A 15,187-nucleotide genomic window follows, 5' to 3' on the forward strand; every position below is an offset into this window, starting at 1 on the left:
GACCTGATCATGTGGAGGTCTCGCCCGCCGCGTGTTTCGGCATCGCAGTTTGTTACATGAGTGCGTCACTGTGCTCGCGTGGATCGCTCGCTCCACGTGCGCCAGCTGTGCGTGCTGCGTTTACCGCTCGGCTCACCGCAGTGAAGATCGGCGCGGCCGCTTGGCGTTCGTAGTTCGCTGCACAATACGCTCTGTATTGTGCACGTACCTCGCTCGCGTCGTCGTTCCACGTCGGGTCAACTTGGTGGCAGTAACGTGCGTCTTCCCTACTGCCAAGGAAGAGCGCGCGCACCAGTTGCGCTGCCCCGCGTAGGTGTGCTTCGCGTGGTCGGTCTTCGCGGTAAGCCGCGCTTGTTTCGGATCCGGGATACGCAAACAAGGACGCGCGATAACGGCTGGGCAGGAGCGCATCAACCTCGGGATCAAGGAACACTATCGTTCCCGCGCTCTCATAGGTTGCGGTTTCAATACCCGGGGCAAGCACCTCCACGCGCTCGGGTGTTTCTCCTTTGTAGATAGGTGGAACATACCGCACGTTCACGCTCTCCTCGCTACTGACGTCATCGGTGTCTGCGGTATCAAGATCGCGCACATCAGGTACATCTGGCTCGTCGACGTCAGCGCGCCACCCGGGCGCATACTCGTCGAGATAGGCGGCGTCTTGGCGTGAGTCGAGGAGTAACGCGCGGGCGACTTGCCCGCTCCCTGCAAGGTTGCCAGTCTGCGCAATATCCAGGTCTGGGTAGGCATACAAGGCGGGTTCGCCAGGTTCGGGGAAGAGTCTTTGATACGGGACACCAACTTGCTGATTGCGGGCTTCGTCGAGGAATGTGACGACCTGCTCTCCATACTTGGCGATGAACACGCCGGGTGCGGCCTCGGTGAGAGCCGTGCGCTCGATGCCGTCGTAGAGAGTAGGGATGCTCGGACGCATAACATCCACGGATTGTTCTTCGCCTGTATGCGTAGCGACGTCAGCAGTGCCGGTTCCTACTGCCGGTGTAGTGCTCTCTCCAGATACCGCAGCGTCATCGCCGGTATCGCGTTCCTCGTTCTCGGCGCGTTCATCTACCGCACTGTGCTCGCCGCGCTCTGCGTCTTCTGGTGGCGTGAGTGGGGTGCGGTGGACGAGTGGCTGCGCCACCGTGCCCGGTGCGTGGGTGAGGGGGTCGGCCATGGCTTCCAGCTCAAGCAGGTCTGCTACAAACAGGTGTGTTTGCGCGTTGCTTGTTAGGCGTGTGAGGGCTTGGCCGTTTTGGTTGCCGGCAACAATTCCGAGCACCTCCCAGGTGTATTCGCGTGACTCGTAGCGTGCGACCGTGGGGAGCGCCTCCCAGTTGTCGATGGCATCTATCGGGGTTGGTTTAGGTGGGAGGGGAATACGCGGCCAGGTAGCTAGCCCCTCGAAGAATCCCTCGTGCTCCTCATATTTAATGCCTTCCCTGAACCGTGCTTCTTGCTCGCGGTGGGCTTTGGCATCTCCTTGGTCTTCGAGGGCGAGAGTGATTTCTTTCGACCGGGTACGCACGGCCGCATACTCTGCCTCGTGTGGGAATTCTTTGGTAGAGAGTTCTCGTGCGCTTTGGGCTTCTTCACGCAAGAACGCGAGGTTTTCTTTTTCTTCATCAAGACGCTGCGGCAAAGACGCCACAAGATTCTCGAGGCGTTGGATAAGACCCGATTGGCCGCGCTGCAAAATAGAGAGCGGAATACCGGCCCTTGGCCCATACCGCACATCTTTCAGGTCCACAGGTGTGAAGATGATAGAGACATCGGAGACGACGCCCATCCGGCTGTCGGCCTCAACGCGGGCGACATCAAGCTCGATCCCACCGAGTTCGATTCTCACGCCCTGAGGCACCGAGTAGGTGCCGCCGGTGCGGCGTACGTTCTCGATGATGTAGGGGGAGATGCGAGCGGATACGGCTCGGGAGAGGGCTTGGGCTGCCGCGGCCCGCTCCGTAAACACACCCCGCTCAATCCTGACCGAGAATTTATCGCCGCTCGTATCACGGATGTAGCTTTGGAGGTCCTCCAGGGTGGCGATGGTTTTCTCGCTCGCCCGAATGCGCAGGTCGAGGGTGCGGGTGTCGTCGATGGCCCGGTTACGAGTCCTCTGCCAAGACGAATGCAAGGCTCGATATTTTTGCAGGGTTGCGTCGACTTCGCATTTCTCGAGAAGCAAAGGGTTGCCGGTGGCGATGGCTTTCGCACGCCCGGCCTCCATTTCTTCCGGCGAGACATCCTCGACAGAGCGCGTGCCCGTCTTGTTGGTCATGATCTGTGCGATCGACCTAGCTTTACGTTCGTTTGTCTGCCACATATAAGCGGAGAAGGAACCCGTCACCACGTATCGGTAGTTGTAGACTTCTGGGTTTTCGTTGCCTTGCCTGACCATGCGGCCGTCTCTTTGGGTGATGTCGGTGGGCCGCCATGGCACGTCAAGATGGTGGGTTGCGATGCAGCGTTTTTGGACGTTTGTTCCGGTCCCCATTTTCTGGGTGGAGCCGATCAAAACCGCAACCCGGCCCTCGCGGCAGTCCCGGAACAGTTCTTCTTTTTCGGGATTGTTTTTCGCTTCGTGGATGAACCGGACTGAGCCTTCCGGCAGGCCCAGCTCATAGAGTTCTTGGCGCAGCGCGTCGTAAGTATTCCAGGTGTCTTTGGGTGTGTCGTAGTCGCAGAAGACCAGCTGGAGAGCACCCGGGATAGCGGATTCGGCGCCGTCGATGCCGCTGTAGCGGTTGTCTTTGTTTTCTTCCCAGATCCGGTAGATGTTACGTGCGGCGACTTCACTGACGGGGTGGTCGATGGGCGTGCGGCCGCGCAGCCTCAGGTCGAGCGCGCCAAGCCGCCCATCAGTACTCAAGGCGAGCATGTTGTCGTTGCCGCTACTGCCGGCGGCGATCCTGTCCGCACGCCTCGCGATATCGTCCATGAACGCCCGCATGTGTTCTCCGCCGTCGATGGAGACGATTTGCGGGGCACGCTCACCATCCGCGTTCGGTGCAAGCAAGGGAATGTTGAGTGAGAGTTCGGCCGATGTTTTGACGTCGGCGGCGATCCCCCACAAGCTCAAGAATTCGGGCAAATTGTGGAAGCGGGAGATGCGAGTACGCATGCGGAATCCCCCCGAGGGCGAAATCTCGGCTTTGCGTTCCGAGCGGGTGAAAGTGGCGGCGAAAGCATCGAACGGCTCAATACCGGCCTCTTTGAGCACGCTGGGCGCTAGGTATCGCATCATCGTATGGGCCTCCGCGAGGCTGTTAGAGATGGGGGTGGCGGTGGCGAGCGTGCAAATCCTCCCACCCGGATTCTTCGAGCGTAAATAGTGGAGTTTCATGTCCAAGTCGGCCGTATATTCATTGCCTTTGCCCGCGCCAACACCCTCCAGTTTCGTGATGATCTGGAGGTTTTTATAGCGGTGGGCCTCATCAGCGATAATGTAGTCGATGCCGGTTTCCTCAAACGAGATACCGGGGTCGGTGGGGTGATCAAGCGCCTTTTTCAAGGCACCTTCCAGCGATCTCATTTGGTTGGTCATATCTTGAATCGTGGAGGAAGAATCACTAGCCTTAATCGCGTCTTCCAGCTCCCCTATACGCGCCTCAATGTATTCTGCTTGGGTTTTATTTGAGCACCCCAGGGCCTTGAATTGCTCATGAGTCATCACGACCGCGTCCCAGTCGTTGGTGGCGACTTTCGCAACAAACTCACGCCGCCCCGCTTTCGTTAGATCATCCGGGGTAGCGGTCAGCACACGCGCCGCGGGATAGGTTTGCTGAAACTCCGAGGCAAACTGGAACAAGACGTTCGCCGGCACGGTAATCACAGGCTTATGGATGAGACCGAGGCGTTTGAGTTCCATCGCCCCCATAATCATGGTTTTTGTCTTGCCTGCCCCGACCTGATGGAACAGACCGACCGCTTCCTGGTAGATCATGCGTGCCACGCCCGAGCGCTGATGCGAATACGGGACGATGTCTTTCGCGAGGCCCGGAAGAGTGAGCTTCTCGCCAGCTCCTGTGTAGTCACGGGGAACGAATCCGTTAAACATTTCGTTGTAGCGGGCCTCGAGCCGTGCGGCGCGTTCGCCGTCTGCCCAGACCCATTCGGTGAACGCGGTGGCCATTTCTTCCATTTTCTGGGCGACGGCCGCGGTCTCTGCCCTGTCAATGTATTCTTCACCGTCAATGGTTTTTGACTTGACCGTGATAGGGCTGTGATTGAGGAGGGCCGCAAAAATTTCCGTGCCGCTACGGCGTTCCGTGTTCCATGTGCGGCGGGCTTTTGCGGAAGGCTGGTAGCCATCCTGGACAGCTTTCCAAGCACCGGTAATCGGGTTATAGCCAACTTGCCCGACGCGTTGTTGATGCCAGCCCATCACCACTTGAGAGTAAAAATCGTGATGGTCGCCTACGCTGATCCACGGCACACCCGGGCTAATCTCAATATCGGAGAGCGAGAGCGGTTCAGGCATAACGGCTTTGAGAGCCGCGACATTCTCGCTCATGCGGGAATCTGTTTCGAGCGCGTCTTGGGCGGCCACCAACTTGGCGTGGATATTCCCCGACAGATAAGCACTGCGCTCGACAAACTCGTTGGTTTCTGGGTCGAAGAAGGTATGCTCGCGCAAGCCCGCCGCGACTTCCTCGCTAGTTTGGCCGGTGAGGTAGCTAATGTATTCGGTATCGACGCGGCCTTTCTCAACCATACAGATCGCCAGCGCATCCTCAATAGTGTCGGCACCTAGAGGTTTGAAGGTGATGCCGATTTGGCGCCGCTCAAGGATCCCAGCCGGCCGAGCCGTGCGGGTGTCTTTATCGAAAATCTCGATAGCCATCGTCAAGGCGGCATCGGGGTCGGAACGGAAGACACGCACCGCCGGGAGATCCACCCAGGAAAGTTTTTCCTCCCCGGTTTTCCTATCCGTATACCAACGCTCTTTCTGTGAGTTGAGTGGACCATACTTGGCCACATAATCCTCATAAGTGGCTTTGAGGCGGGTGCGGGCCGCGTTGAGCGTGGGCGGGTTTTCCTGGGTTTGGGACTCAAACTCCACCAACGCCCGCACTTGGTCACGCAAATCAAGCAACGCAGTGAGCTGTTCGGCCGCGTTTTTCGCAATCTTCACCGGCGTATTGCCATTCGCGGTGTAGCGCTCGAACCCGGCCTCGGTCTTGGTAATGCGTCCGAGTTTTTCCTGATCGACTGGACGCAGCGCTACTTCACCCTCATAGCTTTCTTGGCGTGGGGTGAAGATGAGACCGGCCTCCCTCGCTTGGGAGGTGATCGCGGCGAGGGTGGTGGCAAGCTGGCCCTCCAGCGTATCTAGATTGCTGGCCACGCTCAGAGCTGCGCCGTATTGGTTGGTGGTTTCTTCCCACTCCCCGAGCACGCGCCCCGGGTGGGTGTGGAAGTATTCATTCACCGGGAACTCGCCCTCGCCGGTCTTGAGTGGGTGGGTGTATTCCCAGTCAAACGGCCGCGGTTCGTCGTTTTTCTCGCGACGCCGGAAAATCAGGATGTCGGAGATGACATCGGTCCCGGCCATCGCCTCATGTGTGCCGGCCGGCAAACGAATAGCACCCACGAGGTCGGCTCTAGCGTAGAGTTCGCGCCGGATCCCCGGATTCTTCGCATCCATCGTGTAGCGCGAGGTAAGCACCGCGACAATGCCGCCAGGCCGCACCTGCGCTAGCGCTTTACTGATGAAGTAGTTGTGGATGGTGTGATTGCCCGGGTTATAGACCGGGTCATACGGGCGGTAATTACCAAACGGCACGTTCCCGATAGCCGCGTCAAAATAGCCGTCTTCGTCGAGGTCCGTATCTGTATAAGACTGCGCTCGTATGTCGGCGTTGGGGTAGAGCCTGGCGGCGATAGCGGCAGGGGTCGGGTCGATCTCAACACCCACCATCCGCACCGCTGCTGGTGCGGTGCCGATGAACATACCGACGCCACAGCCGGGTTCCACCACCCGCGCGCCTTCCGCCAACCCTAACGACTGGAGGGACTGCCAAAGGAGGCGGGCGATAGTGGGCTGGGTGTAGTGGGCATTCGCCGTGGACTGTAACGCCTGCTTATAAGCTGCCTCATCCACGAGAGACTGCAAAGTCTCGCGTTCGTGTTTGTAGGTGTCGGTGCGAGTGTCGAAAAGCGCGGAAAGGCCTCCCCACCCAGAAAACCGCGCCAACACCTCCTGCTCGGAGCTACTCGGGGTGCGGTCACCTAGCTGGGTGAGGAGGCGCAGTGCGGCGAGGTTCGCCTCGATACGGGCTTTCTCGCCACGAGGGCTGACTTGGGTGGTTAGCCCATAAGCCGGCCGGCTTCTTTCAGCTCGATCGCCCAGCGTGCGTTGTCCCCCCGTTTCGGGTCCAGGCTCGCTGGCGCTAGCCCGATCATCGCTTCCTCCACTTTCTCCCACGTAAGGACGTACGGGTCGATATCCAGCATCGAATCCTGGCTCTTGAAAGCTTCCTTGAAGTCGGCCACCGTCAGGCTCGGTGATTTGTCCCCGCCCGTCTCGGAGATGAATCGCATCACCCAATCCCAAGACATTTCTTCCACCCGGTTCTCGGCCTGCTCGATCATCTCGGCCCTCATCTCGGCTATCGCTTCCGGGTCCTCCAGCTGATCCCCGCGCAGCACCCAGTCCGACATGTCCCACCACTCGGTCATCCACTCCGAGGCGAGGATTGTCGGAAGCGGTTCGGGAAGGTCCTGATTCTTCCAAATCTCCAAGGATTCCTCGGCTTCGTACTCGTCCATGATCGCGGCTGCTTCGTATGCTGCTTCCATCCGCGCCGTCGCCGCTGCGGTCTGACGTGCCGCTACCTGATCGGTCCAGTTCTCGCTGGCTGGTGGGTAGGCCGCTAGGAGTGCTTGCTCGAGCGCGTTCTGTGTCTCCAGCGTCGCTTCGTTGATGTTCGCTTCCAGTTGTTGGCGGGTTTCCTTGCTCATCGTTGTTTTCTCCTTGAGGAGTAGTGGTTGTGTTGAGGTAGAAGGTGAGGTCGAAGAGGGCTTCTTGCCCGCTCGAGATTTTTGTGCGTCGCACCATTGCTAGTGTCTCCATCCTCCCGGGCATGGACCGGGAATTGTTTTTTGGGGTCACTAGTTAGTGCGTGTGCAAAGCACACCGGCTTTTTTCGTTTTAGGGGTTGCGGGCCGCGGCCGCGATGAGTGGCGTAAACATCAAGATGATCAATATCGGAAACAGGATGGTCCACATAATCCCCTTCAAAATCCCGAAGAAGATGCCGTGCACGTAAATCTGGTAGCCGAATACAAGGAAGAAGAACACGAAGTACCATCCCCAGCTCGACCCGTACTTGTCAGGCATGGAGAACGGGGCCATGATTGCAAACACTATTCCGGTAATAAGGAAAAAGGTGCGGTAGTGGCGACGAATCCACGAAAACACCCGGACAAGCCGGCTTTTCGGGCGGGCCGGCTCTGGCATGTAGACACCGGCGTCGTAGGTTGGGTACCCGTATGTCAGGTCTGGCGGTAGTGGCGGGTAGGTGTTGGTTGGTTGGCTCATTTTTCTTTTTCCCTTCTCCCCAAGGCTGGTTGTGATACTATACTACAATGGACTTGCGCGGTTGTCCCTAACCTGCTACTTGGCGGTCGCAATGTTGCTTACTCGCCAAGTTCCATCTTCTTTCGTGAGAGTGAAGTTGTAGAAAGCTGTCTCCGGTGTTCCCGTCCAGCCATTCTCGCTAGTCGGGGTAATGGTTACTTGACGGTCGGCATAAGCGACATCAGCGGCGGTGGCTGGTGGGGCTTGCCCCCACAGTGGCTCGACGGCAACGCTTGTGTATGCGTCGTTGGTTTTGAGGGTTTCCCAGGCTGCTCCCCCACGCACCTGCGCCTCCTCGCCAGGCTGGAGAGACTCGACAAGGTAGCGGCTTGCTCGCTTATAAGCATCAAGCGGGCTGGCATCCGTGCGCGAGTCTTGGCATGAAAGTAAGAGCGCGACGGTGTCGGCGACGCTTTCCACATCCGACTCATTGGTTCGCGGGGCGTTTGTGAGGCAGCGTGGCACCTCTAGTACCGGCGACGCCGGAACAGGCATGGTCGGCTTTGTTTCGGGTTCAGGGGCTTGGCAGCCAGCGGCCACTACAAGCACGAGCGCAGTTATTGCGCCGATGGTTCTGTTTTGTGTTGTCATTATGGGATCCTTAGTGCTTGCGGGAACATCTTGTCAGCGCTGTCTCCCCACCCGAGCGGGTAGGTGTTCACACCATATCCGGGGGCTGCGTCAATATATTCGCCATTACCGATGTAGAGCGCGACGTGGGTGATGTAGTCGACGTTCGGGTCGACGCTTGTTGACTGGAACGCGAGAATATCGCCGGGCTGGAGGTGTGCGGCGTCGGCTGGCACATAAGTGCCACCGAATTGAGTTGCGCTATAGAGTGCGTTTTCGCATTTACGCCGGGCCGGCGTCTCACCAGGAATAGACATGGGCAAATCAATACCGCGCCCGTTCTTAAACGCTGACCAGACAAGGCCGCAGCAGTCGAAACAGTCGGGTCCCATGCTCCCGCACGCCCCGCGACCCTCACCCCTATAGGGTTTGCCGCGTTGGGAGATAGCCCAAGCAACAACCGCATTATTCGAGCCACCCGCAGCGGTGGGTGCGTAGCGGGTCGCCGCTAGATTCTTGATTTTCTCCACATAGGCCATGGTTTCCGGGTAGGGCGGGATACCCCCAAAAGATTGGACGGCGCCGATTCCGGCGTTGTATGCGGCTAAGGCGAGGTCAACGGGATCACCTTTCACCTGCCCGCCTTCGACAAAGTTCTTCGTGCTGGCGAGGAGATCACACATGTAATGGCCTTGGCTCCAGATGGCATCTTGTGGGTTGTTGACATCAGCGACTCCGTCTCCGTCGCCGTCTTTACCAGCAGTGGCCCAGGTGGTTGGCATGAATTGTGCGATACCAAGCGCACCCGCGCTCGATACTGCGGTGGGGTTCCAGTTTGATTCAGCCTCAATCTGCGCCGCAAGCAAAGCCGGGGTGATGCCTTCGCAAATCCCGCCGGCCCGCGCAATGATGCCTGCGTATTCGGGTGGGATATTACTCGCAGCGCCAGTAAGGCTCGCGCTGCCTTTGTTGTCGCCGCCGAGGAGGATGATCATGAGCGGGGCAAGCAACGCGAGCAGTGCGGCTGCGCCTATATAGATAGTACTTTTCACGGAGAAGTCCCCTTTAGTAGACGGTGATTGTCCCGGAATTCACCAAGCCATCCGCGCTCACAGACCACGAATAGGTGCCCGGCTCCATAGTGATGCTGGCTTCGAAGAAGCCACTACCCGCAACTGTTTGGGATCCGAGTGATAGGGAGCGTCCGCCAACGCTTGCGTAGACGGAGACCGGGACCGCGCCGCTGGTGCTTACGCTTGCGCTGATCGTGACCGAACGGCCACTCGAGCTGGCGTTGGCGGAGAGGTCGGTGACGTAGGCCGGCTCCGGGACCGGTGCCGGTTCAGGTGCGGGTGCTGGCGCCTCTACTGGCTCGGGTGGCTGCCAGTCTGGTTGCGGTGCTGGCTGGTCGTCGGTGCCTTGAGGCGCGCTCCCGCCCTCGCCCACCGGGGGCGCTGGGGGTGCTGTATCTGCTGGCGTTGCTGGCAAGGCGGGCGAAGGTGTTGAGGACGGAGTGCTCCGCGTCGTCGGTGACACGGTAACGGTAGGTACTCCTGGGGTAGGAGTAGCCGTATCCTCACCTGCGCTTGCGAGGAGGAGGTGTGCGAGGTATCCAGCCGCTAAAGCCAAGACAAAGGCCAGGATTCCGGCGAAGGCTTTTAGGAGACCGCGGCGTCTATCTCCCTCCTTGTCATCACCAGAAGTAGGGTTTTCCTCCGCGGGTGCTGGCGGGATAGTGGGAGGGCGCTGAACCACCGGCAAACTGACGGTATCTACGGGCCGGCCGGCGCGTAACTGGGCACTGAGCCGTTTGTTTTCCGCCTCCAGCTCGCCAAGTTTGCGAGATTGTTCCGCGTTTTTTGCCTGTACTTTTTCAAGGGCAAGACTGGCGGCTGCTAGCTCGGTGTGTAGCTCTCGGACCTGACCTGCAACCGTGTTGCGTTCGCGCTTGAGCCGGTCTTTATCCGCCTCAAGCGTCTGCATATATTCGCCGCGTTCGCCTAGCACCTGACTGAGTCGAGCTTGCTCTTCGCGGGCTTGAGCAAGCTCAAGACGCATAGCCTCAGCCTGTTCACTCTCTTGCGTACCTTCCTCTATCTCACGCCGGAGTGCTTCGAATTCTTGGCGCTCGGCTGCGTGCGCGTCTCGCTCTGTGGCCAGGGATTGCTCGGCCTGTTGGAGGGCCGTGGTTTTCTCAACCAGCGCGGCCTGGGCTTGCTCAAGCTGACGGAGAGCCTCGGCGAGCTTCTCACGATCTTCAGCATTCTGAGCTTCCAGCGCGGTTATCTTTGCGGTTCTTTCTTCAAGCTGGGCAGTGAGCGCGGATACCTGGACACGTGCCTGCTCAAGCTGCCCAACAAGACCACTGTTGGCGGTCTTGAGTTTCTCGTTGTCTTCCCGCATCCGGACTAAATCTTGCTGGCAGGCAGTAAGGGCTTCACGGGTTGCCTCGGCATCACTGAGTGCTTGCTGCGATGATTCAGCTTGTTCTTCTAAATCACGCGCGTGCTTGCGTGCTTCGCTGAGTTCGTTGCGTGCTGCGCCTAGTTCGGTTTCTAGTGCCGAGCTAGATGCCTGGGCCTGCTGTAAAGCAAGCGTTTGTGCGGCTACTTGTTCTTCGGCTTGTGTTGCTGCACGCTGAGCACTTTCGAGGCTGGCTTGCAGGCGATCAAGTTGAGCAACTAAATACTCGCTCTCATGCTCGTCAATGGCGTGAGCGTTTCTGAGGTTTTCACACTCTGCCTCGAGACTTCGTTTTTCCAGGAGCAGGCTGGCGTATTCACGCTCAAGGAGACGCAAACGCCCATCTTCTAACGTGCCCACAGGGGCGGGCGGAGCGGCGTCAGTAGTTTCTGTTTTTACTGGGACTTCTGACGACGACGCGCCCTCCCCCGCGGCCGTATCCGCCGGCGGTTCCGGCGGTGCTGGCACGGCTGGCACGGCTGGCACGGCTGGCACGGCTGGCACGGCTGGCACGGCTGGCACGGCTGGCACGGACGATACTTCCGGACTCCACTCCTGGCCGTCAATCCGTATATGCCCACCCGGGGAGACAACGGCGACTGCACCGTTGTCGAGGTTGATTGTAATAGGGGCATAGAGTGCCATGCTCGCGGCGGCTTCCAACCGCGCGGTATCAGCCTTAGATAACTGCATCCTCATCCCCCTCCGTTTCAGGTTCGTTTTCGCCTGGCCTGTAGCTGCGCCAGGTTCCATCTTTTTCGTGCTGCTTCTGGCGGGCCATGAAGCTAGCAAGTAACTTCCATCCGGCATCGCGGTCCATGCCAGCATGGCTGGCGCTGCTGGCATTGCCAGCAGATACGGCAGATGTCTCATTGCCGGCATTGCTGGCGGGTGTCTCCTCGCTGGCGTTGCTGGCCTGGTTTTCTTCTGGCTGCATTACTTGCTCACCCCCACCGTGGGAGCTTCGGCCGGCCGTGCATCTGAGAGGCCAATTTCGGCAAGGGAAGGTACTTCGTCGAGGAATTCTCGGATGTAGATGCGGTGTTTTTCGCAAGCGAGGTCCATGCCCCTTGCGTGCTGGTAGGTTGCGTAAGATTCGCGTGAGTTCTGCCAGGCTTCCCACGCCCGCTCACTATCGTCGTGTTCGTAAGCAAACTCTTGCTCTTGTCGGGCTTCTTCGTATGCTTCGTAAGCATCGTGTGCTTCTCTGTCGTATTCCCGGCCCTTCCGGAAAAGTAAATCGAGCATTTGGGTGGCGAAGTGCTCACGCGCCGCCGCAATAATCGCTTGAGGTGTGGGTTCCATTTATTCCCCCTCCTCCACCGTGGCGGCGTTGCTTGGTTGGTCGTCTGGAATGGTCAGGTCGGCCAGGGAGGGGACTTTGGCGAGGATTTCGCGGATGTAGGTCTGGTGTTTCTCGCACGCAAGATCCATGCCTTGCAAATACATGTATTCCGCGTAAGCATCCCACGCCGCACTGTATTCATCGTGCTTGTAAGCCTCGCCTGCTTCGTCTCGGGCTTCCTCATACGCTTTATGGGCAGCGCCAGCCCCACGGTCATAGTCTTCGCCTTTACGGGAAAGACGAGAGAGCATTTCGCTTGCTAGGTGTTCGCGTGCGGCGGTAATAATGCGAGCGGTCCACGCCTCGAAAACGGTATCCGCGTCGCTGGTGAGCTTCCCAACTACTTCGTCCATGTCGTAGTCGGCCTCGGAGAGTCCTTGTTTTTCCAGGCTTTCTAGCCCGGCGTTGATCACAGCTTGACGGACCGTATAGCGGATGTCGTGGGTGGTTAGTTTCGAGGATGCATCAAGGTAGTACATGAGAGGTTCCTTTCGGTCTTGAGGTTTTAGATGTTGCCTTTGGGTGCCGCTCCCGCAACAACCGGCACGACATTCGTGTAAGTGTCCACGCGAGCGTTGAGAATCGCGGTTATCCACTCGGAGAGCGAGATGCGGTTTCCAGTGGCGCAATCGGCGAGCCACGCACCCCTGATCCGGTCGGCGTCTTCGCGGGGGAGTCGAATGGTGATTTTCGTGGCCTGCTGGCTGCCAGCGGTGCCAGCGGTGCCAGCGGTGCCAGCGGTGCCAGCGGTGCCAGCGGTGCCAGCGGTGCCAGCGAGGATGTTATCCTCTCCGCCCGCGACGATGGGGTTCGTAATGGGTGCTTTCTTGAGCGTCTGTAACGCGCTTGTATCAGGCTTTTTCATTACTGTTCTTCCGTTTCTGTTTTGTGCGTGTCTTTGACCTTGTCGAGGAGTTTGATCGCCCGTTCGAGTTGGGCGTAGGTTTCATTGAGCGTGAAGTACAGGTCAACGAGCTGCTGGTCGCTGCCGTGTTTGATGATGTCGTTGCCCGGCATTCTCCAAGGGTCGGAGTCCAGGCGCATTTCGAGCAGGGTTGCGTTTGATGCGGCTGCGTGCCAGAGCGTCACGACATCGTTTGCGATCATGTTCCGGAAGTTGATGTCGTGGGGGTTGGCAAGCAGGCGGAGCAAGGTTTTCTTCGTCATTTTCATCGCTGGCCTCCTTACAGAGCGGTGCTGCCATTGTTGGCAGTGCTGGCAGTGCCAGCAGATACGGCCACGCCAGCAGGTGCGGCAGCGCCAGCGGATACGGCGTTGCCGGCGAGTGTGGCTTGTAGGGTCCTGAATGCTTCTTCGATCAAGGCGTCGGCGTCGCCGATGGGGATGTGGTTGGTTGCGGTGTGGGGGAATGCCTCACGCGCTGGCATATACCGAGCGAGTAGATAGTCACCGTAGGTGGCTTCCAACTCCGTTAGCCACCGCCGGGTATCCAAGCGTCCTTGCTGATAGGAGTTCACGAGGATGCCCGCAAGCTCAAGAGCCGGGTTGTATAGAGATTTAATGGTGGCGATGGTCGTGATCATCTCGGCCACCCCATCGCAAGCGGTTTCACGTGCCGTGGTCACGATTAGCGCGGTGTCTGCGGCGACGAGCGCCCCGGTCGTCAACATCCCCAGCGATGGCGGGCAGTCCACCACGATAGCGTCATAGGCATCGCGTAGCGGTGTGAGGATGGTCTTGAGCCTATATTCCCGGCCCAAAGTCGTGTCGTTTTCCCGATCCCAGAGCGCCCGGTCGGCGGGGAGTAGATCAATACCCCAACCCGGCACTGGCAGGATTGCTTGACGTGCAGTTTCGGGTGGTGCTCCAGCAGCCACCGCGGCGAGCACGTCGTTGAGCGTGAGCGTCTCCGCGCCGACGTCCACGCCGAGCGTCGTCGTCGCGCTTCCTTGCGGGTCAGCATCCACTAGCAACACACGTTTGCCGGAGCTGTGGGTAATACGGTGTGCAAGGTTCGTGGCGATGGTCGTTTTACCGACACCGCCTTTTTGGTTGCAGATAGCGATGATCATGGGGTTCTTCTTTCTATAGTCCTGGGATGTGGGTTGGTGCTGGCATGGCCAGCGGGGCTGTGTTTGCTGGCACGGCTGGCATTGCCGTACCTGCTGGCAGTGCTGGCGCTGCCGCATTGGCTGGCATTGCCGTATCCGCTGGCAATGGGGCGCAGTATTTGTAGCGGTCTTGTCGCGCGCCGAGCATCGCAGCCCGGATTACGGCGGCATTGGATTGGATGTATCTCTGCGTTGTATCGACACTCTCGTGTCCGAGTAGTTCTTTCACTGCTAAGACGTCTTGCGATGCAGCGTATGTTTTGGTTGCGAAGCGGTGCCGGAGAGTGTGGAGAGTCCATCCATCGCGGAGTTCCCGGCGGGCAAGCTTGCCAACCCAGGATCCGGCGAGATGTCCTTCCTTTTGCCCGGGGAATAGCCATATGCCCGTGAGGTTGAACTGCTCCCGCATCTCGACGTAGATGTCATGCGGGATTGGCACTATTCGGATTTTTCCTCCTTTCCCGCATATTGAGAGGGAGTAGCCCAGTAGGTCTTTCATAAGATGTCCCTTTTGGATTTGGGCGATTTCGCTAGCTCGTAGCCCGACCTCGCCTGCTAATCGCAAAATGAGTCTTGTCCGTGGAGGTGCTCCATCAAGTGCGTCCTCATAGACTTCTTCGGGCGTTGGTCGTGCCGGAGGTGTTTTCCTGTGCACCATCGGCAGGACCGCCGCTGGGTCATCAACGTGATGGGCTGCGGCGTACCAAGAGAAGAAAGCTTTGATGGATTGGTAGTAGGAATGTCGCGTTTCCGTGGCAATTTTCTTTTTGCCCGCCCATTCGATAATCATGGCGGCGGTTACTTGGCCTGGAGGGCATTTCAAGGCCCGTGCGAGGGTTCGGACGAGGCCTATTCGGGTTTCTATAGTTGCTTGCCGGCTTCCGCTAGCAGAGAGTAGATGTTCCCATTTCTCCAGTTCAAGATCCCAACCTTCGGGAACTGGCCATTTTCCAAAGTTATTTGACATGCTTAACTAATAGCGATTTACACGCAGTTTTCACCTTTGAAACTGCTACGCTGTAAGCGTGTAAGTCACCTCCCCGCCACTGCGGAGGGAGCGAATTTTTCGGCACAGCTTGCGAATAGCGAGCTTCAACCCGGAGGTCAGAGGTTCAAATCCTCTCCCCGCCACGAAGAAGAGCTCCTGACCAGGGA

At 58.6% G+C, this 15,187-nt stretch carries 13 protein-coding genes; all 13 read right to left on the reverse strand.

Features of this window, described 5'->3' with window-relative positions:
* Positions 1 to 52 precede the first annotated feature (52 nt).
* On the reverse strand, positions 53 to 6,103 hold the full coding sequence (locus tag ACRQEC_RS06195) for a helicase-like domain-containing protein (protein ID WP_435734862.1): 6,051 nt from the start codon (positions 6,101 to 6,103) through the stop codon (positions 53 to 55).
* Positions 6,104 to 6,309: 206 nt separating this feature from the next.
* Positions 6,310 to 6,963, reverse strand: a complete 654-nt coding sequence (locus ACRQEC_RS06200; protein WP_284890235.1) for a hypothetical protein — start codon at positions 6,961 to 6,963, stop codon at positions 6,310 to 6,312.
* 190 nt (positions 6,964 to 7,153) lie between these two features.
* Entirely contained in the window at positions 7,154 to 7,543 is a 390-nt protein-coding gene (locus tag ACRQEC_RS06205; protein WP_284890236.1) for a hypothetical protein, read from the reverse strand.
* Positions 7,544 to 7,618: 75 nt separating this feature from the next.
* On the reverse strand, positions 7,619 to 8,173 hold the full coding sequence (locus ACRQEC_RS06210; RefSeq protein WP_284890237.1) for a hypothetical protein: 555 nt from the start codon (positions 8,171 to 8,173) through the stop codon (positions 7,619 to 7,621).
* Positions 8,173 to 9,204, reverse strand: a complete 1,032-nt coding sequence (locus ACRQEC_RS06215; protein WP_284890238.1) for a C40 family peptidase — start codon at positions 9,202 to 9,204, stop codon at positions 8,173 to 8,175. Before ACRQEC_RS06215 ends, ACRQEC_RS06210 begins: the two co-directional genes overlap by 1 nt.
* 13 nt (positions 9,205 to 9,217) lie before the next feature.
* A complete protein-coding gene (locus ACRQEC_RS06220) occupies positions 9,218 to 11,308 on the reverse strand; it encodes a coiled-coil domain-containing protein (protein ID WP_435731876.1) in 2,091 nt (696 codons plus the stop codon).
* Positions 11,295 to 11,552, reverse strand: coding sequence for a hypothetical protein (locus tag ACRQEC_RS06225; protein WP_284890240.1), 258 nt, complete (start codon positions 11,550 to 11,552; stop codon positions 11,295 to 11,297). The genes ACRQEC_RS06220 and ACRQEC_RS06225 overlap by 14 nt, the downstream gene beginning before the upstream one ends.
* Positions 11,552 to 11,920 (reverse strand): hypothetical protein, encoded by a 369-nt coding sequence (locus ACRQEC_RS06230; RefSeq protein ID WP_284890241.1) that lies wholly within the window; start codon positions 11,918 to 11,920, stop codon positions 11,552 to 11,554. Before ACRQEC_RS06230 ends, ACRQEC_RS06225 begins: the two co-directional genes overlap by 1 nt.
* Complete coding sequence (locus tag ACRQEC_RS06235; RefSeq protein WP_284890242.1) at positions 11,921 to 12,439, reverse strand: hypothetical protein; 519 nt, start codon at positions 12,437 to 12,439, stop codon at positions 11,921 to 11,923.
* 26 nt (positions 12,440 to 12,465) lie between these two features.
* On the reverse strand, positions 12,466 to 12,825 hold the full coding sequence (locus ACRQEC_RS06240) for a hypothetical protein (RefSeq protein ID WP_284890243.1): 360 nt from the start codon (positions 12,823 to 12,825) through the stop codon (positions 12,466 to 12,468).
* Positions 12,825 to 13,133 carry a hypothetical protein gene (locus ACRQEC_RS06245; protein WP_279058347.1) on the reverse strand — a complete coding sequence of 103 codons (309 nt, stop codon included), beginning with the start codon at positions 13,131 to 13,133 and terminating at the stop codon, positions 12,825 to 12,827. Before ACRQEC_RS06245 ends, ACRQEC_RS06240 begins: the two co-directional genes overlap by 1 nt.
* An 11-nt stretch (positions 13,134 to 13,144) precedes the next feature.
* Positions 13,145 to 13,993, reverse strand: coding sequence for a ParA family protein (locus ACRQEC_RS06250; RefSeq protein WP_279058345.1), 849 nt, complete (start codon positions 13,991 to 13,993; stop codon positions 13,145 to 13,147).
* A gap of 13 nt (positions 13,994 to 14,006) precedes the next feature.
* Positions 14,007 to 14,822, reverse strand: a complete 816-nt coding sequence (locus ACRQEC_RS06255; RefSeq protein ID WP_279058343.1) for a tyrosine-type recombinase/integrase — start codon at positions 14,820 to 14,822, stop codon at positions 14,007 to 14,009.
* Between the last annotated feature and the right edge of the window lie 365 nt (positions 14,823 to 15,187).

It is taken from the genome of Actinotignum saccati, from assembly GCF_051265055.1.
Lineage (GTDB): Bacteria > Actinomycetota > Actinomycetes > Actinomycetales > Actinomycetaceae > Actinotignum.

What these genes read in the sequence shown, in the direction of transcription:
- ACRQEC_RS06200 (WP_284890235.1), bottom strand. Translation starts at nt 6,963, where the DNA reads ATGAGCAAGGAAACCCGCCAACAACTGGAAGCGAACATCAACGAAGCG.
- ACRQEC_RS06205 (WP_284890236.1), bottom strand. Translation starts at nt 7,543, where the DNA reads ATGAGCCAACCAACCAACACCTACCCGCCACTACCGCCAGACCTGACA.
- ACRQEC_RS06210 (WP_284890237.1), bottom strand. Translation starts at nt 8,173, where the DNA reads ATGACAACACAAAACAGAACCATCGGCGCAATAACTGCGCTCGTGCTT.
- ACRQEC_RS06220 (WP_435731876.1), bottom strand. Translation starts at nt 11,308, where the DNA reads ATGCAGTTATCTAAGGCTGATACCGCGCGGTTGGAAGCCGCCGCGAGC.
- ACRQEC_RS06225 (WP_284890240.1), bottom strand. Translation starts at nt 11,552, where the DNA reads ATGCAGCCAGAAGAAAACCAGGCCAGCAACGCCAGCGAGGAGACACCC.
- ACRQEC_RS06230 (WP_284890241.1), bottom strand. Translation starts at nt 11,920, where the DNA reads ATGGAACCCACACCTCAAGCGATTATTGCGGCGGCGCGTGAGCACTTC.
- ACRQEC_RS06235 (WP_284890242.1), bottom strand. Translation starts at nt 12,439, where the DNA reads ATGTACTACCTTGATGCATCCTCGAAACTAACCACCCACGACATCCGC.
- ACRQEC_RS06240 (WP_284890243.1), bottom strand. Translation starts at nt 12,825, where the DNA reads ATGAAAAAGCCTGATACAAGCGCGTTACAGACGCTCAAGAAAGCACCC.
- ACRQEC_RS06245 (WP_279058347.1), bottom strand. Translation starts at nt 13,133, where the DNA reads ATGAAAATGACGAAGAAAACCTTGCTCCGCCTGCTTGCCAACCCCCAC.
- ACRQEC_RS06250 (WP_279058345.1), bottom strand. Translation starts at nt 13,993, where the DNA reads ATGATCATCGCTATCTGCAACCAAAAAGGCGGTGTCGGTAAAACGACC.
- ACRQEC_RS06255 (WP_279058343.1), bottom strand. Translation starts at nt 14,822, where the DNA reads ATGATTATCGAATGGGCGGGCAAAAAGAAAATTGCCACGGAAACGCGA.